At 45.6% G+C, this 22,597-nt stretch carries 21 protein-coding genes and 1 riboswitch; of the genes, 12 read left to right on the plus strand and 9 right to left on the minus strand.

The annotated features are described in order from the left end of the window. From QT992_RS06490 to QT992_RS06520, 7 genes are all read left to right on the plus strand, one after another. A partial coding sequence (locus QT992_RS06490; protein ID WP_333336827.1) for a transposase occupies positions 1-483 on the plus strand: 483 nt, incomplete at its 5' end. A 186-nt stretch (positions 484-669) separates the two neighbouring features. Next, positions 670-1,662, plus strand: a complete 993-nt coding sequence (locus QT992_RS06495) for a DUF2207 domain-containing protein (RefSeq protein WP_333342301.1) — start codon at positions 670-672, stop codon at positions 1,660-1,662. A gap of 296 nt (positions 1,663-1,958) precedes the next feature. Further along, a complete protein-coding gene (locus QT992_RS06500; protein WP_333342303.1) occupies positions 1,959-3,371 on the plus strand; it encodes an ABC transporter substrate-binding protein in 1,413 nt (470 codons plus the stop codon). A gap of 247 nt (positions 3,372-3,618) precedes the next feature. Continuing rightward, the gene (locus tag QT992_RS06505; RefSeq protein WP_333342305.1) at positions 3,619-4,197 is read left to right on the plus strand and encodes a Uma2 family endonuclease; all 579 of its coding nucleotides are present in this window, start codon (positions 3,619-3,621) and stop codon (positions 4,195-4,197) included. A 38-nt stretch (positions 4,198-4,235) separates the two neighbouring features. Then, positions 4,236-4,380: riboswitch (cobalamin riboswitch) on the plus strand. A gap of 157 nt (positions 4,381-4,537) precedes the next feature. Next, a complete protein-coding gene (locus QT992_RS06510; RefSeq protein WP_333342307.1) occupies positions 4,538-4,978 on the plus strand; it encodes a hypothetical protein in 441 nt (146 codons plus the stop codon). Between the two features lie 19 nt (positions 4,979-4,997). Then, positions 4,998-5,864, plus strand: coding sequence for a methyltransferase domain-containing protein (locus QT992_RS06515; protein WP_333317853.1), 867 nt, complete (start codon positions 4,998-5,000; stop codon positions 5,862-5,864). Positions 5,865-6,000: 136 nt separating this feature from the next. Then, positions 6,001-6,849, plus strand: coding sequence for an ABC transporter ATP-binding protein (locus tag QT992_RS06520; RefSeq protein WP_333317854.1), 849 nt, complete (start codon positions 6,001-6,003; stop codon positions 6,847-6,849). Positions 6,850-7,009: 160 nt separating this feature from the next. On the opposite strand, the gene QT992_RS06525 is transcribed toward QT992_RS06520, so the two are convergent. Next, entirely contained in the window at positions 7,010-7,711 is a 702-nt protein-coding gene (locus QT992_RS06525) for a diacylglycerol/polyprenol kinase family protein (RefSeq protein ID WP_333342309.1), read from the minus strand. 338 nt (positions 7,712-8,049) lie between these two features. Between QT992_RS06525 and QT992_RS06530 the strand changes: the two genes are divergently transcribed. Further along, entirely contained in the window at positions 8,050-8,331 is a 282-nt protein-coding gene (locus tag QT992_RS06530; protein WP_333317858.1) for an antibiotic biosynthesis monooxygenase, read from the plus strand. A gap of 56 nt (positions 8,332-8,387) precedes the next feature. Here the strand turns inward: QT992_RS06530 and QT992_RS06535 are convergent, their stop codons facing one another. Next, positions 8,388-9,365, minus strand: coding sequence for a glycosyltransferase family 2 protein (locus QT992_RS06535; RefSeq protein WP_333342314.1), 978 nt, complete (start codon positions 9,363-9,365; stop codon positions 8,388-8,390). Positions 9,366-9,569: 204 nt separating this feature from the next. Further along, a complete protein-coding gene (locus QT992_RS06540; RefSeq protein WP_333317860.1) occupies positions 9,570-10,040 on the minus strand; it encodes a tetratricopeptide repeat protein in 471 nt (156 codons plus the stop codon). A 76-nt stretch (positions 10,041-10,116) separates the two neighbouring features. Here QT992_RS06540 and QT992_RS06545 point away from each other — a divergent pair, with 76 nt between their 5' ends. Beyond that, the gene (locus QT992_RS06545) at positions 10,117-11,538 is read left to right on the plus strand and encodes a glycosyltransferase family 4 protein (RefSeq protein WP_333342312.1); all 1,422 of its coding nucleotides are present in this window, start codon (positions 10,117-10,119) and stop codon (positions 11,536-11,538) included. A gap of 34 nt (positions 11,539-11,572) precedes the next feature. Further along, positions 11,573-13,495, plus strand: coding sequence for a hypothetical protein (locus tag QT992_RS06550; RefSeq protein WP_333317865.1), 1,923 nt, complete (start codon positions 11,573-11,575; stop codon positions 13,493-13,495). Between the two features lie 431 nt (positions 13,496-13,926). Here QT992_RS06550 and QT992_RS06555 read toward each other — a convergent pair whose 3' ends face one another. Continuing rightward, positions 13,927-14,073 (minus strand): hypothetical protein, encoded by a 147-nt coding sequence (locus QT992_RS06555; protein WP_333317867.1) that lies wholly within the window; start codon positions 14,071-14,073, stop codon positions 13,927-13,929. A gap of 317 nt (positions 14,074-14,390) precedes the next feature. Continuing rightward, the gene (upp, locus tag QT992_RS06560) at positions 14,391-15,026 is read right to left on the minus strand and encodes a uracil phosphoribosyltransferase (protein ID WP_333291711.1); all 636 of its coding nucleotides are present in this window, start codon (positions 15,024-15,026) and stop codon (positions 14,391-14,393) included. Between the two features lie 713 nt (positions 15,027-15,739). Between upp and QT992_RS06565 the strand changes: the two genes are divergently transcribed. After that, the gene (locus tag QT992_RS06565; protein WP_333321235.1) at positions 15,740-16,312 is read left to right on the plus strand and encodes a DUF4360 domain-containing protein; all 573 of its coding nucleotides are present in this window, start codon (positions 15,740-15,742) and stop codon (positions 16,310-16,312) included. Between the two features lie 555 nt (positions 16,313-16,867). On the opposite strand, the gene QT992_RS06570 is transcribed toward QT992_RS06565, so the two are convergent. The 4 genes from QT992_RS06570 to QT992_RS06585 all read right to left on the minus strand — a co-directional run bounded on the left by QT992_RS06570 (position 16,868) and on the right by QT992_RS06585 (position 20,773). Further along, positions 16,868-17,002, minus strand: coding sequence for a hypothetical protein (locus tag QT992_RS06570; protein WP_333376738.1), 135 nt, complete (start codon positions 17,000-17,002; stop codon positions 16,868-16,870). Between the two features lie 107 nt (positions 17,003-17,109). After that, positions 17,110-18,357: a URC4/urg3 family protein gene (locus QT992_RS06575; RefSeq protein ID WP_333321233.1), complete on the minus strand. Its 1,248-nt coding sequence runs from the start codon at positions 18,355-18,357 to the stop codon at positions 17,110-17,112. After that, positions 18,354-19,436 carry an adenylate/guanylate cyclase domain-containing protein gene (locus QT992_RS06580; RefSeq protein WP_333342778.1) on the minus strand — a complete coding sequence of 361 codons (1,083 nt, stop codon included), beginning with the start codon at positions 19,434-19,436 and terminating at the stop codon, positions 18,354-18,356. The genes QT992_RS06575 and QT992_RS06580 overlap by 4 nt, the downstream gene beginning before the upstream one ends. Before the next feature lie 89 nt (positions 19,437-19,525). Further along, the gene (locus QT992_RS06585; RefSeq protein ID WP_333321229.1) at positions 19,526-20,773 is read right to left on the minus strand and encodes a GTP cyclohydrolase II; all 1,248 of its coding nucleotides are present in this window, start codon (positions 20,771-20,773) and stop codon (positions 19,526-19,528) included. A 412-nt stretch (positions 20,774-21,185) separates the two neighbouring features. On the opposite strand from QT992_RS06585, the gene QT992_RS06590 reads away from it, so the two are divergent. Then, positions 21,186-22,526 (plus strand): cytosine deaminase, encoded by a 1,341-nt coding sequence (locus QT992_RS06590; protein ID WP_333342780.1) that lies wholly within the window; start codon positions 21,186-21,188, stop codon positions 22,524-22,526. Positions 22,527-22,597 lie beyond the last annotated feature (71 nt).

Below are 22,597 nucleotides of genomic sequence, written 5' to 3' on the forward strand. Positions count from 1 at the left end.
AGTGGAGTAGATTTTACCCAAATTCCTGGTTTTGATGCCCTCACAGTACAAACCCTGCTCTCGGAAGTCGGATTAGATGCTGCTCGTTTTCCCACCGTTAAACACTTTTGTTCCTGGTTAGGGTTGTGTCCAGGTTCGAGGATTACCGGCGGTAAAGTCAAAAGTTCTCATACCCGTCAAGTAGTTAATCGGGCTGCCAATGCCTTCCGTTTAGCTGCTCAATCTTTATCTCGCTCTCAATCAGCTTTGGGGGCTTTTTATCGTCGGCTGCGCGCTCGATTGGGCGCCCCTGGGGCCAATACCGCTGCTGCCCACAAGCTAGCCCGCATCTTCTATCACCTTTGGAGTACAAAAACCGCTTATGCTGATGCAGGTGCTGACTATTACGAACAGAAATACCGACAACGGATCGTCTCTAAGCTTACGAAAACTGCGGAGTCTTTTGGGTTTGAGCTAGTTGCTAAAACTCCGCAGTTAGATTGAGTTTCTTAGGAGGACTTTAGCTTTGAGACAGGGAATTCATTCCCTGTCGGACTATTGAACTACTCGATTGTCCGACTACGGGACTAAACCTATGACTTTTATGAACATAATTAATGAATTTAATGAATTGACCTTAAAAGAAACCTGTTGAATAATTGTAATCAACAGTTGTCCCCTACAAATTATATGATAAATCAACGACTCCTCAAGAAAATACTTTATTTCTTAATGACCTCTTTGACCGTATTTGTGGTCACAGTCACTCATGCAGCAGCCCAACAACTACCGTTTTACTGGGATAATATTAACGTCACAATCGACGTTCAGACAAACGGAGATATGTTAGTCACCGAAACCCAAAAATATGTGTTTACAGCCGACTACAACACTGAACGATATCGCTATATTCCTTTAGATAAGGTCGATGAAATTAAAGATGTGACCGTCGCCGAAAATAATCAAATAATTCCGAGTAGCACGGGGATTGAAAACAATGAACTTTGGATTCGTTGGCAACATGAATTAAAACCGCCAGACTCACATACTTTTGTCATCAAATATCGCGTGGTAGGCGGATTGCAGGTAGATGGTGAGAAGACTCTAGTTTATTGGAAAGCCATTGCGGTAGGTCGCAAAGCGCCGATTAATACGGGAAAAGTTAGGGTGCAATTACCAGATGCTTTGTCAGGGAAAGTTCTCTCCTTTACGAATTTTGGTGCAGCAGCAGTTCCTCGTCAAGTAAATCCGAAAACATTTGAATTTGTTGCAAGTCAGCCTATTCCACCGGAACAAGAATTAGAAGTGCAGATTGCATTTCCCCAGGCGATTTTGAATATACCTCAACCTGGTTGGCAACAAACTGGCAACCAATCTCAATTTTTTTATATGACTTGGTACCTGTTTTTCCCCATTATAGCAATTGCCATATTCATTGCACAACGACGCTGCCCTGAGTGCAAAACATTCAAGCTCCAACGGACTCATCAAGTTTTGATTCCTGCAACTACTAGCAGTTTAGGAAAGCGGCAAGTTACCCACCACTGTCGAAACTGCTCTTACCATCGCGAGTACGAAGAAGTAATTTCAGTCATTAGCACTAGCAGCGATAGTGGTGGTGGTGGCGGTGGTGGCGGTGGTGGTGGCGGTGGCGGTGGTGGCGGTGGCGGTGGTGGTGGTTAATATCAACGGGAGTTACGCATCACAATCAAAGAAACCGGGTTTTTACAGAATCTGCGGGTTGTAACCAAGTATTCTCGCCAAAAACCCGGTTTCCGATCGCCCGCGCGTCCAGAAATATTGTTGATAATTCTCGTATTCTCGTTAGTTTAGCGGGCCGGATTTGAATAAGGGCGATCGCACTTCCTGCAACAGCTATTACAAATATGACTTTTATGAACTTAATTAATGAATTATATGAATTGACGTAAACAGTAATTGAATGAATAATAACAGTATCAAAATAAAGAGAAAAAATCATGTATCAAGATACTAACAAAAAAAACAGCCCACCGCCCATTGTTTTTATTATTGCCATCGGCTTAATTGGGTTTGGCGCATACAAGTTCCTTCCCGGTTTATTGAAAGCTAAAACTTCAAATACACCTACATCTACATCTACACCGACAACGATCGCACCCGGAGCGATCGCCAATCGCATCAGTTTGGGAAATCAGATATTGCTGACATCCTACGCAACACCTGACAAACAAGCAGGAGTTCAAGCTTTTGCTGAGGGAAATTACCAAGCTGCCGCCGAATCTTTTCAGAAATCGCTGCAACAACATCGCAACGACCCGGAAACCATTATCTATTTGAATAATGCCACCGCCAGCAATGGTTCTTCCTTGAAAATTGCTGTCAGCGTCCCCATTGGTAGCAACCCCAATGTTGCCCAAGAAATCCTCCGAGGTGTCGCCCAAGCTCAGGAGGAAATCAATAATAGCGGTGGCATCAACGGTGCCAAACTGCAAGTAGAAATTGTCAACGATGACAACAGTCCAGAAGTGGTCAGAGATGTTGCAAAAGCATTAACAAACGATCGGAATATACTAGCAGTAATTGGACACAATGCTAGCAACGCATCTCTCGAAGCTGCTCCGATCTATCAGCAAGAAAAACTGGTAATGGTGACACCGACGAGCTTTGCCAATAATCTATCAGGATTTGGCAGCTACATCTTTCGGACAGTACCCAATATTAGCTTAATGGCAGCTCCCTTAGCAGAATATGCAGTCAAAACAGCAGGCAAAACTAATATTGCCATTTGTTATGACTCCCAAGCACCGGATAACATATCATTTAAAGATGAATTTGTGGCATCTCTTACTGCTGCTGGCGGCAAATTAGTTCCCACTGTTTGCGACTTTTCCTTACCCTCTTTTAATCCCGAAAGTGCCCTAGCCGATGCTGTCAGCAAAGGTGCACAAGGATTGATGGTAGCACCCCACATCGATCGCATTGACCGTGCCATCTCTCTGGCTCGCATCAATCGAGGCAAATTGCCACTATACGGCAGCACTACGCTCTACACCTTTCAAACTTTAAAAGACGGACAAAAAGACGTTGACGGGCTTGTTTTGCCCGTTCCCTGGCATCCTGACACTAATCCCGGTAGCCGTTTCCCAGAAAATGCCCGCCAGCGTTGGGGAGGCATTGTGAATTGGCGAACAGCAACGAGTTTTGACGCGACTCAAGCTGTCATCGCTGGCTTGCGGCAAAGCAATACGCGGGAAGGATTGCAACAAGCACTCAGAAATGCGAGTTTTTCGACACCAGGATCGAGCGAGGATGTGAAGTTTTTGCCCACGGGCGATCGGGCTGGTAAGCCGATTTTAGTGCAAGTTAAACAAGGAGGAAGCACTGGCTATAACTTTGTCCCGCTGCGGTAAGTTTGTTAAGTGCGATCGCACGGGCGGGAAAGATGCCCAACCCCTACTCCCCCCAAGAAAATTCAATCTTTGTGGAACAGGCATCTTGCCTGTTCTTGATGCCAAACTCACGCCCTACAAAAAAATTCCCTCTTTGTGGAACAGGCATCTTGCCTGTTTCTTAGCATGATTAAATTCTCCTTTTCTGTTGAATTAGCAGAATTTTTAAGATAAACTGAAATGAGTAGATTAAAGGAGAGCGTTGTGTATGATCGCGCAAGTTGAAACCAAAACCTACACCGCTGAGGAATACCTAGAATTAGAAATCAATTCTCAGGATCGGCATGAATTTATCAATGGGGAGATTGTTCTGATGGCTGGCGGCACACCGGATCACAATGAAATTACGAGCATCTTAAATGCTATTTTGAGGGTGAGTCTTAAGGGTAAACCTTACAGTATTTTTGCATCGGATCAGCGGGTTTGGGTTCCACACCTTAATAATTATACTTACCCGGATGTGATGGTGGTAGCCCGCCCGATCGAGCTGCAATCTGGACGAACGGATACAATTACCAATCCGCTGCTAATTGCTGAGGTGCTGTCTAAAGGTACCAAAGCTTATGACCGCGATGAAAAGTTTGCTGCCTATCGCAGTATTCCTAGTTTTCAGGAGTATTTATTAATCGACCAATATCGGCTACAGGTCGAGCAATATTCTAAAACTGAAGCGAATAAGTGGATTTTTTCGGAATATAGCTGTATGGGCGATCGGCTGAGTTTAACATCTGTTGCTGTGGAAATTTCGCTGACCGATTTGTATGAAAATATTGAGTTGGGTGAATAGGCGGACGGTTTTTTGTCAAATATCCCAAATAGTGGTAATATTCCCGTAGATCGATCGGCTCTGATGAAAAACACACATCAGACGCAAGGGGGAAAGTTCGGTGCGAATCCGGCGCTGTCCCGCAACTGTAATGAGATCGTTGCATCTCTGAGTCAGGATGCCCGCCGATTTGTTTACAATCATGTTTTTCATCTGCGAGGTATGGGTGATGGTGAGTTTATTATTTTTTTAATTATTGCATTGGGCTTTTTTAACCGCAGATATCAGCAGATAAACACAGATGAACGCTGATGTAATTCGATCTGTGCTCTGAAGCTTATATTATTTTAATGGAAAAGAAATGCGAATTGAAGATAGTGTTTGGCAGGGTAGTTTTGGCTACTGGCAAAACTTGTTTATTCACCAGAATATTTTGCAGATCGGACATACTGCTTGGAATGGCTTTTTGCATCAAGGACGAGGCTTGGTTGCGTGCAAAATCAATACTCCCATTAACGGTTCTGTGAATTGGAGCGTAGATACTATAAAGTATGAGCTGCAATTTATTTCCGACTTGGAGGCAACCGTTTATTTGCAACAACGAGAAATAGAGGAAAACACTGTTTCAAATCTGCTCCAAATCATTGATAGCTACGAACCCAAGACAGCAATTATATTTTTGTCGATCGCCAACGGTCAGATTGATATCAATTTGTTGCAAAACTTGGCAATTTCTCCTGTTGAGTGCTATGAACAAGTATGCAAGCGCTGGGAAGAATTTCAACTCTGCCCGAAATCCTAAAACTTACTAAATTTTCCGAATGTCGCAGCCAAAATCCATCGAAATTTCCAAGGTGACTCGCTACCAAAATGCAGCGCTTAATTACTATTTGGGCCTGACAGATTCGCCCTACCTTCACTACGGCTATTGGGAAACTCTACCTGTGCCCGCTGATGAACTAACGATCGCACGATTGCGCCTCGCTCAGCAAGCTTATACTGTAAAACTGTTGGATGCTATCCCCAAGGGCACTCATACGATACTCGATGTGGGCTGCGGGATTGGCGGAAATGCGGCTTATTTGCTCGATCGAGGTTTTGCAGTCGAAGGGCTCGCACCCGATCCTTTCCAACAACAGCGCTTTCTTAAGTGTACGGGCGATCGGGCAATCTTCCACCTCACGAGGTTTGAAGACTTCAAAGCAACCCATTTCTACGATCTTATTCTCTTTAGCGAAAGTAGCCAGTATATGTCGGCTGTTGATATTGCTAACGGTGCCGCTAAAATCCTCAATCAGGGCGGTTACGTTTTGCTGGCTGATATGCTGCGATCTGATGCTAATTATAAAGAGGGAATGTTCTCTAATTGTCATGTTGTTACGGAACTTCATGCAGCCTTAAAGCAGGCTGGATTCACTTTAGTAAAAACAGAGGATATTTCCGCCCATATTTTGCCAACAATCGATTTGTATGTCGATACTTTCCGCCGATATGGACTAAATACAATGCTCTATGTTGCAGATTTAATTGCGATCGCAGTTCCGCCCGTCCACAAATTCCTGCGCTGGATATTTCGTCGCTGGTTCAAGAAGCTGGTGGTTGAAGGATTGGAGGCTGGCCAACTTTTTGAGAAACATCTCTGTTATGAAATGCAACTTTGGCAGTTGTCAAAATCCGATCGAGGCTGACACAAATACAAGGGAAATCGGTAATCGGTAATTGGTAATCATTCATCGCTAATCGGTAATTGGAGGCATAGCCTCCGGGTATTTATTCCCAGGCCGAGCCTGGGAACAAGGCTATAAAAAATAAAAAATAACGAATATGTCTGAATGGATTCTCGAATTCGCTGGCACTTCCTACTCCTATCCCTGCGGTTCGCGATCGGCAATTCATGATTTAAACCTCAAAGTCCCCGCTGGAAAACGCTGCGGGCTGATCGGTCAAAATGGCTGCGGCAAAACTACCTTTTTCCTGTTAGCAAATGGCTTATATCAACCGCAACAGGGAATCATTAGCTGGCAAGGTGAACCCTTTCGCTACGATCGCAAATCTTTGATGCAACTGCGCCAACAAATCGGACTCGTCTTTCAAAATCCCGAACATCAATTAGTAGCTTCGACGGTAGAAGAAGATATTTCCTATGGATTGTACAATTTAGGCTTGAGAGAATCCGAAATTGCTCAACAGGTGCAGCAGGCGATCGAGCAATTCGATCTAAGCGAACTCGCCCGCGAACCAATTCACAATCTCAGTTTGGGCCAGAAAAAGCGGGTTTCCATCGCCGATATCATGGTTCTGGAGCCCAAACTGCTGCTGTTAGATGAACCTACCGCCTATCTCGATCCGCGTCACACCCGACAACTGATCGGTTTACTTCAACAAATTCACAGCGCCGGAACCACTATCCTTTTAGCAAGTCACGACCTCGATTTCATCTACCGCTGGGCAGATTGGGTGTTTGTAATGGATCGAGGAAAATTGATTTTAGAAGGAACACCGGAAAGCGTTTTTGCTCAGCGGGATGTGTTGGAACAATTGCAGCTTGGCGTACCGCTGGCGATCGAGCTAATTGAGCAAATAAGGGCGATGTTTCCCACAGACGATCGCTCAAAAATCCCCGCTTTCGAGCAATGGCAACAACAAATTTTACAAGCACGTCGCCTGCTTTAACGGAACTTAGACAATTGATAATTGGCGTTGCTGATTCACTGTAGGAATTACCTTGTGGCTTGAAGTTACAAAACTCACCATACTTGGCTTATAGCAATTGCGAAATCTTGAATTCATACCTGTATCCAGCAACGCCGCCGGCGGGGGGGGGAAGTTCAGATTACACATTACCAATCATCAAAAATTGATTGAGGAAAAAGGCGATCGCCCCACTGCCAATGGGCACAGTCAGATTGTCAATTCCCAGCTTGGAAACCGACTCCAAAGTAGCAGCAGCCAAAGCTACAACAGCAGACACAGCCCAAGTTTGCCAAATATTGCCTTGAACCGCCAGCAAAATCAAACTGCTAACAGCAAAACTCACCAAATACATAGTTCCAGAACCTTCCCAACTCTTCTGCATTCCCCAAACTCGATAAATATGTTTGCCGTATTTCTGACCGATGACAGCAGCCAATCCGTCGCCCCAAGTCATCACTAAAATGCCCAAAGCAGCGTATTCCTGATGTTGCAGCGGCCAAAACCAAGCTACGAGAACGCTGATACTAACAGCATAGAAAAAAGTTCCCCAACTCTTCCGATTGATACTGTTAAGACTCGGCAAAATCGGAACTTGGTAAGAAATTAGGGCGATCGCGCCTGCTAAAATTCCCGCCGAAATCCCCACCCAACCGGGTATTTCCAGCCACCACGCCAGCAAAATCACATTTCCAGTACCCATGTGAACAACCTTCCGCGATACTTCAGGATCGACAGAAGTAAAGCGATTTAACCCCTCAGCTACCAGTAAAATCAAGCCCAGCCAGACTCCCACGAGGGAAATTTGCAGCCACACAGTCGGAATTTCAGAAAATATAGACACGATATTTAGGGAAAACTTAGTGGAATAGGCGGTTGAAACCGCGTCTTGTCAAACGAAGTCCGCCTGCGCGGACTAAAGAGAATCAATAATTATAACCCGCGTCAAACGTAATTTTAACCACCTATCTTGAACCCGCATCGGCGGGTTTTGTTTATGTAGACGGGGTTTCAACCGCCCGGTTTTCTATAAACACGATCTTAACCCGCGTCGGTTAGTTTTGTTGATATAGATAAGGTATAATTTAGTCGCTCTTCTTTAATCCTTTTTGAATAGAAGGTTATTTGGTCTGAGCAAATTAATTTTTTAAATTTTTGAAATTATCAGAGAATCTGACTGCTATGCAATATGTATTAATTATTCATGAAGTAGAAAAATATGAAGCTTGGAAAAAGGTATTTGATAATGCTGAAAGCATCCGAAAAGAAGCGGGCGAGCGTTCGTATCAAGTCTTGAAGTATGAAAATGAACCCAACAAAATTGTTCATTTCTCCGCGTGGACATCAATCGCAGATGCTAGGGCGTTTTTTGAGTCGCCTAGACTGGTTAAAATTAGAGAAGAAGCGGGAGTTAAAGCTCCTGAGTTTATCTATCTAGACCAATTAGAGTCAGGAGTATTGTGAAAGTAATCAGACTTGGCGGTTGAAACGGCCGGTTATTCTGTGGAAATCCTACGCCTTTACAACTCCCGTTTCAACAACTCCCGCACGAACTCAAACGCCCTTGGACGCAACTCGACGGGCAGCAACGACAATCCCAAACCCGCCCACATTTTCGCCGCAGAAACAGACTTTCCAGCCCGCACCATCAGGCGCCCTTTTGCAGTTTCACCCACCTCAATCAGCCGCAAACCTAGCGCTAATTGAGTTTCTGCAATCCTTTTGAGCCTGACTGTTTCCAACTTCTCCGACTCAAACTCGTAGCCCGTCAAATAGCGCAATTTATCACTTAAATACGGAATTGCCCGATCGACTCCTTGCTGTCCTGCATGAACTCGATACTCCATCAACAGCTCCGGCAAGTAATAGCACTTTTTGCCAGCAATCGCAAGTCTCACAAACAAATCGTTATCTTCGCAATTTTGCAAATTCGGCCGCAGAAATCCGACTTCTTCCAGGGCGCGGCGTCGAAACAAAGTCGCCCCTATTTGCAAACTTTGTCTGAGAAAAACAGCAGATAGCAAATCTTCCATAATTCCAGCCGATAACTCGGTGCGCCCCCACCGCTGCGAATTGAGTTTCGTCTGGTTTTCATCAATATAGTTGTTAATGTCGATCACCCAGTGATCGGTACTGACAAAATCGATGCTGGGGTCTTTATCTAAAATAGCAGATGTCCGCTCTAGAAATTGCGCGCTCAGGCGATCGTCATCGTCAAACTTGATAAAATATTTGCCCCTTGCTGCCGCAAAGCCCGATCGCATATTATTACTCTTGCCGATATTCTGCGGGTGGCGAATGTAGCGAATCCCGCGATGGCGTCCCGCCCCGCAAGCTACGACAAATTCCGACATCAATAGTGGAGTGCTGTCAGTGGAACCGTCATCACAGATAATTAATTCAAAATCTGTATAAGTTTGATCTAGCACGCTGGCGATCGCACTAGCTAGCAAATTGACTCGATTGCAAGTAGGAATGCAAACACTAATTTTCGGCACTAACTTAGACAATTTTAGATTTTAGATTTTAGATTTTAGATTTTAGATTGCTAAAAAGTGACTAAGCTGTTGTGCATCTAATTTGACAGTCATTTTTTCTACACTTATTGTGGAAAGGGCCCCAGAACCCTGATCTGGATTCAATTTAAATGCGTAGCAGCTTATAATTTGGCATTAACACTTTTCAGGCCAGGAAAATTAATTTTAACTCAAACGAGCCGTACATTCGAGAATTAACTTTTGATTCACCAAAGCAAACGGTTGAATTTCCAAAGCGCGACGAAAAGCTTGAATAGCATTTAGGTATTCTCCCAAGGCAGCGTAGCACAAACCCAGACCGTGCAACGCCCCAAAATGCACCGGGTTCAGTTTGAGGACAATTTCGCAGTCGTCGATCGACTTTTTATAATTTCCTTGGGTATAGTGAAGTACGGCGCGTCGGTTCCAAGCTTCCGCAAAATCCGGCGCTTCCGCAATCAATTTCGTCAGCAAATCCAAAGCGTGGTGAACATCGCCTGCATCCAGCGAAACTTGCGATCGCCTGAGAATTTGCATCCCATAGTCACCTTTCTGGTTAAACCAAGTGTGCCAGAGTTCAGTAGTTGCCCGATCGCGCACGCTTTCGTCGGACTTTTTCAAGTCTTCCAGCAGCGCCTTAACAGATAATTCGTCCATAGGTGCGAAGATTGTTAAAAAGATTTTATCAATCAATTTTATCGCGCAAGCGGCAACTTTATTTATTTCACATCCCATGAAGATTTTGATGCTTTCCTCGACTTTTCCCTATCCGCCCAGCCGCGGAGGAACTCAGGTAAGGACGTTTAATTTATTACAATACTTGAGCCGGCGACATGATGTAATTCTCGGCACTGTACGATCGCCCGATGTCACCGACGCACAAATCGACGCATTGCGCCAGCAAGTCACAGAATTAGCAGTTTTTCCCAACCCGCAAGTACCCCCCCAACCCCCCCTTGCTAAGGGGGGGCTAAGACTCCACCAGGAGACTGAGGAAGGATTCTTACCTCCCCCCCTTGTTAAGGGGGGGACTGAGGGGGGGTTATTTCCTGCCCTTAACCAGGGGCTTGAGGAGGGCTTCTTGCCTCCCCCCCTTAACAAAGGGGGGACTGAGGGGGGGTTCTCTGAAATAATAGGAAAATTCCACAGATTCGGTCGATTTTTGCAGTCGGGAACACCTCCCAACGTACTCTCAAGCTACTCCCAAGCAATGCAGAATTGGGCAGACGAATTGGTAACAGCAGGCAAATGCGATGTTGTCACCTGCGAACACAGCGTTAACGAGATTTACGTGCGTCCAGAATGGCGGCAAAAACTGCTGACAGTGGCAAACATTCACAGTTCCGTTTGGGGAACTTGCAGGGAAATGTTAGCAACCGGCACCTCGGAAAAACCCCTGCGCGATCGACTAAATTTACCGCTACTCGCCCGCTACGAAAAACGCTACTGTTCCAAATTCTCCCGCATTGTTGCGACAACCTCCACAGACAGAGAGCAACTCCTAGAATTGCTGTCGCCTCCGGTTCGAGGGCGAGGAAAACAAGATTTTTTTGTACCTCCCATAGATGTAATTCCTAACGGCGTGGATTTAACTCAATTTCCGTACCGGTCGATCGATCCGGGAGGACACACCTTAATTTTTGCAGGCGCAATGAACAATTTGCCGAATATTGACGCGGCGCGGTTTCTGAGTTTGCAAATACTGCCGCCTTTGCAGCAGCGCTATCGGGATGCTACCCTCACCCTAGTAGGGGCTTCGCCAGTCCCGGAAGTGCTCGCCTTGGGGGAACTTCCCGGAATTCAAGTAGTAGGTCGGGTGCAAAGGGTGGCAGAATATTTGCATCAAGCTGCTGTTTGTGTGGTGCCGATGCGGATTGGTTTTGGGATTAAAAATAAAACTTTGGAGGCGATGGCTGCGGGAACTCCCGTGGTTGCTAGCGATCGAGGTTTGGAGGGTTTAGCCGTCGATGGCGGCCCACAACCGAGAAGGGCCTTGCGGGCGAACAAAGTTCAGGAGTATGTTGAGGCGATCGCCAGTTTGTTTGAAAATCAGCAGCTAAGACGGGAGCTCTCTGTCAACGCGCGATCGCTCGTTGAAAGCCAATACACCTGGGATATCATAGGTCGGCAGTACGATCGGCTATTGCAATTTTAAACTCTAAATTCTAAAATCTAAATTCTAAAATGGCATGATGGAACACAAAATTAACCCCTCAAAAAATCGAGCCAAACCCCCAGAAAATCGAAAAGTTGCTCCTCCTCCGACAAGACGGCGGCGCCAAACCCGACGCCCCAAAAATCTTCAAGAGTCCCAGCTTCTAATAGCTACTCCCCGAACTCGCGCCAGATATCCCTGGAAAAGACTGATAACTAATTTGACAGCCCTCAGCGTCTTGTGTGGCTGTGCAGCTTTGATGGGAGGCGGCGCTTGGCTGAGTTATCAGCTAATTGTCGATCCCAATGGCAACAGGTTGATCTCTGAGTTTGTACCGGAATGGTCGCGCCTGCCTACAGGTAGCAGAGATTCGATCCAAACTCTCGATCAAATCAAAGCCAGCGTCCGCAAATTGGGATTCGTAACCGGAGAACCCCTGCCGCTTCCCGTCGATCGAGCCCGCGATAATTCTATTTCCGATTTGCTATTGCCGGTGATGGTAGAAAGAACTGTTAAGGCTTCTACTGTTTGCAAAAATCCTTGCCGTCAAATTGTCGAACTTCGGGTGTACAAGCGGGTGCAGCTTCCCGATCGCAGTTCCGATAAAGAGCAGTATTTTCAGTTAGCAAGTTCTGTGAATGTAGAAGGCCCTGCGGAATCTTTTGTCATTGCTTCTTTAGCTGACTCTACATCTGACAATCAAGCCTCGAATCAGTCGTTACCCCTAACAGAACTGCGCCGCTTTGACGGAAAGCCCCCCGCCTCCGGCATTTGGTTTAATGTCAGCGGTCAACTAATGCGGGGCGACAAGAAAATTCCCTACGGACAAGTCGTTCGCTACAACCCCAGCCAAAATCATTTAATGTCGCTGTTGGATTGGGCGAGTGCGGCCGGACAAGCGCCGAATTGGCAGCAAATTGTTAAGGGCGAAAACCCGCAGTTGGCGATCGACCAAACAGTTGGTTTAGAGCCGCAATTTACCCTTTATCAAATTGGCCCGCGCAAATTTTTGCCGAACCCAGTTCAGTTAACGGCGATTTCTTTAGAAGAATTTGCCTTCAATGACGAGACTTACAAAAATGGGCTGCGACTGGCGAAAAGCGGGCTGTGGTCTCCAGCATTAAATGTTATGCGTGTGGCGAAGGGGAAAGCTGGCAAAAATTGGCCTGCAGTCGCGCAAGCTCAGCTAGAAACGATCGAATTTCACGCTAAAATTACTCGGGCTCAGGCGATCGCATCTTGGGCCAGTCCCGGTCAACAAGTTCTCGCAGAATTGATCGACGGCCGCTGGACCGAAGCTTTGCAAGTATTTGAAGCCGATCCGAGTAACAGTCACGAAATAGCCACAACCCTCAAAAATGACAGCGGGCGGATCTGGAACCGCATAGACGCCGCCTTGAGAGTGAATGCCGCTGACGCCGATGTCAAGGCTTGGGGCGCCCTGATTGTAGCTTCTCAAGACGGAACTCGCGAGGCGATGAATTGGCTCGACCAGCAATCAGATACTGACAGCGAAACCAGAAGTCGAATTCGGAATTTGGTCAACAAACTTGAGGAAGCAGTTTCTCAGGCTGAAAATCTAGAAGACCACAAGAGTCAAATTATGGGTTCTGCTACTTTAATTAACAGTGTCAATCCCGCTGAGTGGCTGGAACCCGACCCAAAAAACGAGTTAAAATTGGCCGGAGAACAAGTTTGGTATCAGGTGCAGGTAGCGAGTTTTTACGACGGTAGCCGCTGGGTTAATTCGCCTTTTTCTGATGTAGAAGTGAGCTCTTTTCCTGCTACTCAAGTCAAGTGGCTGTGGGGGCGGCTGGGATTGCAGGCTGACCCCAAGATTAAGATTGAGGTAGCGATGGCTAACGGTCAACAAAGAGTTGCTGTGGGAACGGTGAAAGCAGTGCAGGTTCAAGACGGAAGTCTGCGCTTGCTGGCGGCGGTTGACAAGCGATCGTAATCTGACAGAAAGCCTTCGGCAGATAGAACAGTCCGGGAGGCACTCTTGATATTATGTCCGGTCGATTACCCATAATACGGTAGGGGCTCCCCTCACGAAAAATATCTGCCAATAATTGACAATCTCAAAAACCCGCCCTTTTAATCGCGGTCACTCGATCGGACATGATATGACACAAAGAAACCGGGGTTTTTTACCATTTCTGCCGATCGCAACAGAAGTATTCTCGTAAAAAAACCCGGCTTCCTTCCACCTGTACGTCCAAAACTAGGAAAAAGGAAAATTCTTTCTTTTGCCCCTCCCGCAACTACGAAAGCAGCGCAATCTCAAAACTCTTCCCCTTACTCCTCTCGAACTCGGACAACAATGCAGACAATAATTTTGTTAATTTAATTAATTAACACAACCTGTGCACAAAAAACCCAGAGATATCAAATCGCGCCCTTTTTAGAGAGTGCTGCAATCATCTGCCGTTTCACGGCCTTAGCCCAAAGCTCAAACTCCAAACTGTTGATATTCTGAATTTTCACTTCCTCAACAGGGTGAGTTGGGGCTTCTTTCTGTGCTGTAGTCTCCATTCTTTTTTCCTCGTCCAAGAATTGTTAGTAGTCGATCGCAAACGGTTAGGATCATACATCTATTTTATGAACTAACCGTTGGCAATTAATTACACTAAAGGCAGAGATTTTACCCATAAGATGCAGTAAATACATTGAGATAATGCAATTTACGAATTTAATGTAAAAAAACCTACAACCCTTGCTATATATAGGCTTTTCCTGACATTAAAATTTTACAATTTACATTGTATGGCACTATCAAACCAATAGTTATGTTAGTATTTTTTTTTTAATGAATGTATTGACATATACAGCAGAAAATAATTTTATTGAATTCACATAGTGCCGTAAAGTCGATCGCCCGCATCTCCCAGTCCAGGTACAATATAGCCGTGCTCGTCCAAACACTCGTCAACAGCAGCCGTATAAATCTGCACGTCAGGGTGTTGTTCGTGAAAGTGCCCCACTCCCTCCGGTGCCGCCAGCAAGCACAAAAACTTAATAGACTTCGGATTAACTTCTTTCAGCCTATCCACTGCCGCCACTGCTGAATTACCAGTAGCCAGCATCGGATCGACAATTAAAACATCTCGCTGTTCGATATCCTGGGGAACTTTGAAATAATATTCGATCGCCATCCGAGTTGTCGGATCGCGGTACAAACCAATATGTCCTACCCTCGCAGACGGAATCAGCTCTAAAATACTATCTAACAATCCCTGACCGGCGCGCATAATCGAAATAATAACAATTTTCTTTTCTGCAGCCAGCACCGGTGCATTCATTTTGGCGATCGGCGTTTCTATTTGTTCGTATTTTAGCGGCAAATCTCGCGTCACTTCATAGGCTAGCAGCATTCCAATCTCTTTCAGCAGTTGGCGAAATTTCGCCGTGCTCGTTTGAGTTTGCCGCATGAGAGTTAACTTATGCTGTATCAAAGGATGGTCGATGACAGTAACTTTAGCACTCATTTTTTTGAATAATTAATTTGCTTTATTCTAACTTATCAGCCATCGAGGCATTCTTGACGCAAAAAAACCCGGTTTCTGCGGCCCCTGCGTCCGGGACTACTTATATCAAACCCCTATTGAAAACACCAATATCGCCCGAATAAAATTGCTCCGACAATTGCCTTTCATCCGCCCAGAGCGACACTAAGGATCGCGAATTAAATAACTTACAATTTTAATTGTTATTGTGGGATGGGCGTCCCGCCCGTCCTTTTTGGACGGGCGGGACGCCCATCCCACAAACTTGTGGAAGTTATTTAATTCTCATTCCTAAGTATGCGAGGTTTGAAAATACACAAATATGTCATTCTCTCGTTTCCTCTTCCTAAGATCGCAGATCCGGGCCCAAAAGCCTCCCCACTGGTTTCGCTCTCTCGCGCTCCATCCCAGCCCAATAACACAGATCCGGAGTTTCGCACCGAAATCTTCCGGAACTTTTACCAACCGATATGAATCTTAAGAAGTATCAACATAAAACCTGTTTGTTCGGTTAATTCACTAATCGAAAAAACCTGACTAGGAACTGCTCATGAGGTCATAAGCTTGGCTTGACTTGCTTTTCATGTTTCAACATGAAGGCGGCAATATCCAAGTTTAAAACACATTATCTAAATTCAGTTCCCTTTTTTTAGGGTGCTCCTAACACACAACTGAACTTATTAAGAATAACCTCCATGAAGTTTGTAAAACTATTGCTAGCTACGGCATTAATGACTGCTTCTATCAGTCCCGCCTTGGCTAATCCTGCCGTTCAAATTTTAGGTGCAAGCTACGGCGGTAGCGGTTGCCCCGATCGCTCCGCCAGCGTCAGCGTCAGCCCCGACGGTCAAGAACTGACCATCCTATTTGATAAGTTTGCAGCCCAGGGAAATGTCTCAACAGAAAGCCGGAAAAGCTGCAACCTGAGCATTCCCATCAAAGTACCCCAAGGCTACCAAATTTCTATCTACGATGCTGATTATCGCGGCTACGTTGCTCCTAGAACCACAGGCAACCTGCGAGCAGAATACTTTTTCGCTGGAGCGCGCGGCCCAGTTTTTAATCGGAATTTCAGCGGCGAAACTAACTACAATGTTCGAGATAGCTTAGCCACTGTAGCTAATGTTTGGTCTCGCTGCGGCGACAGTGTAAATATGAGAGTAAATGCTGCGATGACCGCCCGCGGTGCCGGCATGGCCACCGTTGATTCTTTCGATTTGGCTCATCGCGGTTTAGTTTATCACGTCAAATATCGCACTTGCCGCTAAGCAGCTTGTTGGGAGTGTAGTGTGAGGTAGAGTTTTCAGGTTTGAATTTTGAATTTTAAGTTGGAAGAGGGAATAATTTTCCCTCTTCCTTCTTGCTTCTTCCCTCTTCCCTTTTTCAACTTCCTGACATCCGTTACCAAGAAATTGGGTCTAAAGCCCCGTCCTTCTAGGACGGCTTTAATTAATTATCAACTTTTGTTAATTGTTTTCTTGAACTTTCTTGCATTGTGTTCATTGTAGAGTATAATAACTATACTACAGGTAGAATAACCGCCGATACACATGAGACACCACGCTCAAACGACAGGTCGGAAAACAATAATGGTTAGTGGGTGGCGAAAACCACGAAAAACATAGCTGGGCTAACTAATGTAAGCCAAAATCAGAGACTAAACTTTTTATTTTTAAAATGTACTGTGGGGCACACAGAAACAAGAGAAGCAATTCTCGAAAGCTTGGGGAGACAAACCCTCGCGAGGCTATCTAAATTAAGCTCGATATTTGGTTCTTTTGAACGGATACCTGGTTTAAACACTGCCGCAAGGATAGATAGTTTTAAGGTAGGTCGCAGAACCAAGAATCCCCTCGCCTTGACTGCTGGGGAGTGTCAAATCTGATATCTTGCACCCTTGTCAGCAACAGGCAAGATGCCTGTTCCACAAGAAAATTTATATTTTGTGGAACAGGCATCTTGCCTGTTCATAAAAGGCTAATTGAGAATGGTGCAACATATGAGTTAAATCCGTTACATCCGTTACATCCGTTACAGAATCCGTTGCCGAACTTCCCTGTTCCCTCTAAAACACAGTGCCGTCACTTTCAATCTGAATTGGCGGCACTCCACCAGGCCTCAATTCGCCCGCAATTTTCCGCCCCGCCGCCCAAGTTCCTCCTTGCAAAATCTTCACCAGCGGCAATTGTTCCGCACTCAAATGCAGCTTTTCTCGAATAGCTGCGGCAATTTTATCTAAAAGATTCACAGTCAGCGATCGCCATTCTACTATAACTTCCGAATCCGGCAAGTAACTGTGTTCAAAAATAGCCGAATCTTTTGCCCGCAGCAGCCCAATATCCAAACACAAACCGCCGTTGCGGTACTCCGGCAATCCCGTTAACTCATCCAATCCCGCGACTTCTAAACCAAGTTCTTGCAGCGGTTCCAACAGCGAATAAGTCAACCACTGCGATAGTTTGTGAAACGGCACGAATTCATCTCCCAGATTTTCTCCTGTTAAAGCCGGATGCCGCCAAACATCGCCTAAATTAACACCACCGATTGCATATCTTCCCGGCCAAATTTCCCCAAAACCTGTCAAAACAGCGCTCAATACTTCAGAAGCATTCACAGTGTTGACTCCCGAAACCCGACTGTCGAGCAAGTATTTTGCCAAATTGCCGGGACGCGGGTTTTCGCTACCAAATAATAATGGATGCTGGCAAATGGCATTTCCCAAACGCTGCAATAATTCTAATCTGCCTGTTAAACCAACTAGGGGATTGTCTAGACTTACCTGAAATCCAGCAGCTAAGGTTTCTAGTTTTAATTGAGAAAGTCCCTGAGAATCAGCTTGCCAAGGAAAATCGGGATTGCTGGAAAAAACACCTTGACAAAACATCCGCAAGCTGGCTATGGCTAACCCTTCAGAACGGCGGTAAACCTGCCCGGTTTCTGGTTCGCAATACTGCCAATCTGCACCAGCACCGGCATCGAGCAAAACGCTGATAATTGCTAAATCAAATTTGATTTTAGCTTGCTCTATGAGTGAAAATTGTGCTAAATCTGCATTCAATTCAGCGATTCGCGACAGGTTGCCGGCTTCAAAATGTCGCCAGCGACTGTGAAAGGGAATGTTAAAATCGGGATATTGTTGGCACGTTGTGTCAATTACATAATTTGCTGCTTTGTCGAGTTGGGATAAATCGACGCGGAAGTAGCGAAGTTTGTCTAGGCGGGCTAAATCAAAAAGCCGATCGCACTTTTGACGAATAGCAGCCGGCGTTCTCAGATATTCTACAGTCTCAAGTTCAATATTGTGCAACTTCATACCACCAAACACCGGTAAACATCGTTTTCTTGAAAAAAGTCAAACTGACTGTAATCTAAAAGATTATCTAAAATCACATTTTTATCTAGTTTGATCAGCTTATATTCCCACTTCGAGCCGCTGACTTCGCGTTTTATTTGATCGGAAACTATCACAGAGTTTTTTTCTTTTTCCGGAGACACTATTTTACTTAAATCTTCCAGCCTGTCGGCTATGTGAATATCTTTTCCGTAAGTGCAAGACCTAAATATATATAAATTTCCCTTAGCCACTCCCACCGACAAGCCACAAGGTATTTGATTGGCGTTAATAAAAAGTTTCCAATTCTCGCACAAACTTTCCATTGCAGCTAAGGCTGAGTGAGCTTCCTGGAAAGTCAACAAATGCGAATCCCCAACAATACTCCGAATTGTGCCGCCGTATTCTTCGCAAATGGTTTTTTCAAAAGTCTCAAAGTTGGTGAGCAAATATTCCACCTCTTTGATAGAATTAGATTCTTGATAAGCTATAAAACCTCTCAAATCCGCTTTAATTATTGCTTGATTTTTGATGATTCGCGTTTTATAACTTTGGTCAACTTTGTATACTTTTTCAGGTTCGCTCATCCCTTTCAAAGAAAACTCGTTGACAAAAGATGTTTGCACTTCTGCTTTGTTGAGCGCCAGCCATGCTGCTTGGGACAAATATATTTCATCCGGCGGGGTTACTGATTCTATGCGCGCTGTTAAATTCACCGTATCGCCAAAGATATCTTTATCTTGATGCAAGACATCTCCTAATGTAATCGACACGCGAATAGCCAATCGTTCGTCGTTCGCCTTGCTAGATTGTTGCGATCTCAATTCTTGCTGCATTTCTATGGCTGCTACGGCCGCTGCTGTGACGCTGGGAAAAATTATCCAAAATGAATCTCCTTCCCCTTTAATCACGCTGCCTTCATTTCTGGCGCTAATATCTGAAACAAAAGTTTTATGCTCGTTTAACAAACTACTTAAGTCCGACTGAGATAATTTTTTAACTCTGGCGGTATATCCACAAATATCTGTTTTTACGATCACACTAGAACGCAAATTAGCCATAACCTACCCTGACTGATCAAAAACCAGCAATAAATTTCATTTAGCAAAGACGCGATTGTTCGCGTCCCATCGGTCGCGTCTTTGCCCTCTTAATCTCCTAAATCGCGTCCGATCGCTTCTGCAAGAATTGTAGCATCTGGCACAGGGTCAGGCGTGTAGTAGCCGGCGGCTTTTTTGGCGACGATTTCGACTTGTGCATCTGCGGGAATCCAATCTTCAGGAATGGGGATGCGATCGACCACCTGAATGCCAGAATTGATAATCGCATTGTATTTCATATCGCTCATAGAAACTAAACTGTCAATGCGAGAGATCCCCAACCAGTGCAGCACGTCTGGCATTAGTTCTTGAAACCGCATATCTTGAACTCCCGCCACGCATTCAGTGCGCGTAAAATAGGCATCAGCGCGATCGCCCCCTTCCTGCCGTTTTCTGGCATTGTACACCAAAAACTTAGTCACTTCTCCCAAAGCTCTCCCTTCCTTGCGGAAGTAAACTATTACCCCAGAACCGCCGGATTGGGCCGTTTGGATGCAAATTTCAATCCCGTGTACCAAATAAGGGCGACAAGTGCAGATATCTGAACTGAAGACATCAGAACCGTTGCATTCATCGTGTACCCGTACCGCCAACTGCTTATCCGGGTCAGAAATATTCGCGACATCGCCAATAATATAAACCGTTGTTCCGCCAATTGGCGGCAAGAAAACGTGCAAGTCCGGCCGCGTCACTAAATCCGAGAACATTCCGCCTGTTTGCTCGAACAGGACACGGCGGAGAACGCTTTCTTGGGCGCCGATCCGCCGAGCAATTCCCGGCAAATACCACACCGGATCGATCGCAATTTTAGTTACTGCTAAATTGCCGCCTGCTTTGACTATTTTGCCATCAATTTGCACCCGCCCCTTAGCGATTGCATCTTGCAATTCTGGCATATTAATGTGAGCTTTAGTGACAGCAATTGTCGGTCGAATATCGTATCCCTGCTGTAAAAATGAAGTATAAATTTCGCTGACGAGACCTCCAAACGGATCGAGAGAAACAATCAAATTGCGATCGCCCCAACTCGGGTGCGGCCCGATGTGTGCGGCCGGAGAGGTGTTGGTAAAATCCGGGCGGTGGTCTGCTTGGAGTGCGCCGGAAGCAACTGCTAGGGCGCGATAAACAGAGTAGGAACCCGAATGAGTGCCGATCGCATTCCGGTGAGACGATTTGGTCAGGCTACCAATCACAGGCCCCCGTTTCAGCGGATCGATTTCTCCCCAGTAAATGGGATGAGGTTTTGTGCCGGCTCTGTCGGGATGGGATGTTAAAACTATATGCTTTGGTTTTGACACAGTTGTTTTTGGCTCTTGCTATGGATGCTGCTGTTGGTTGAAAGTGAAATTGCAATTTGAAGCAGTGATTTATGATAGCAAAAGGATTCAGGCTCTGGAAGTATCCGGCATAGCCCAACTCGTGACGCTGATTTTCGCGCTGTCCTCAAAATATAAAAACTTTGCATCTGTGCTTCAGTGATTAGGGGTGGAGTCCCAACAGCAAAACTACCTATTTAATCCAAGTTTCTCTAGCAGTTATATTTTCTTTGTGCATGATATTTTTTAAACTAACCGCAGAGGGCGCAGAGGGCGCAGAGAATCTAGAAAAGAGAGAAAGAGGGGAAAAGAGATGTTCACAATTCCTGCAATGGTTGTTATAGTTACAACTGGTAGGCGGTAATTATCAAGAAAATACTAACTCACAAAATTAATGTTGCCAAGTACATCTAATTATTTGCTCAAAAATGGTCGCGTACCCGCGTCTCTTCTAGAGATGAAATCGATCGCGCCCTCAGCTTCTACTGTGGCGACAAGGGGGAGTGAGAACAATTTTTGTTTGGTGGATTTGGAAATTGCAGCAGGGGCGATCGCCCAAATTACTCCAGCAGGTACAAAACCGGTCTCCTCCTCTGGAGATATCCCAGTTATAGATTTGCAGGGCGGCTTAGTTTGGCCTTGTTTTGTGGATATGCACACCCATTTAGACAAAGGCCACATTTGGGAACGATCGCCCAATCCCGATGGAACTTTTGTCAGCGCGATCGAAGCGGTAGGCGCTGATGCCCAAAAAAACTGGAATGCAGAGGATGTTTACCGGCGAATGGAGTTCGGACTCAAGTGCAGCTATGCCCACGGAACCAAGGCTATCCGCACTCACATTGACAGCGCGGGCGAACAGGGAACCGTTAGTTTAGAAGTATTTGAAGCGCTGCAAGCCGATTGGGGCGATCGGCTGATATTGCAAGCAGTTTCCCTGGTTTCCCTCGACTATTTCCTGACACCCGCCGGCGAAAAATTAGCCGATCGCATAGCCCAAATCGGCGGCATTCTCGGCGGCTTCGCCTATATGAATCCCGACTTAGACAAACAACTCGATCGAGTTTTTGCCTTAGCCAAAGAACGAAATTTAAACCTCGACTTCCACACCGACGAAAACGACGATCCAGATTCAGTAACATTGCGGGAAGTCGCAAAAACCGCCATCCGCCATGAATTTGGGGGTCAAATAATCTGCGGACACTGCTGTAGTTTAGCCCGACAACCGTCAGATTTAGTAACAGAAACTCTGGAATTAGTCAAGCAAGCAAATATCGGCATTGTCAGCTTGCCGATGTGCAACCTTTACCTGCAAGACCGAGAATCTCAGCATACACCGCGCTGGCGGGGAGTGACACTGCTGCACGAACTCAAAGCAGCAGGAATTCCCGTTGCAGTTGCTAGCGACAATTGTCGCGATCCGTTTTACGGATTTGGCGATCATGATGTTTTGGAAGTCTTTAATATGGCAGTCCGCATCGCTCATTTAGATAGGCCCTATGGAGACTGGCCCTGTGCAGTGACAAAGACTCCAGCCGATTTAATGGGATTGCCGAATTTAGGACGAATTGCAGTTGGTTTACCAGCAGATTTGATTTTATTTAAAGCGCGGAATTTCAGCGAATTGTTATCTAGAGCGCAGGGCGATCGCACTGTTTTGCGGCAGGGCATTAAAATTGATACAACTTTGCCCGATTACCGCGAACTCGATGATTTATTAGCAACTGAAATCTGACATCCTGCATCAATCTCAAGAACAGGCAAGATGCCTGTTCCACAAAAGATGAATTTTCTTTCTACTCGTTA

It is taken from the genome of Microcoleus sp. T3_D1, assembly GCF_036700405.1.
Taxonomy (GTDB): Bacteria; Cyanobacteriota; Cyanobacteriia; order Cyanobacteriales; family Microcoleaceae; genus Microcoleus.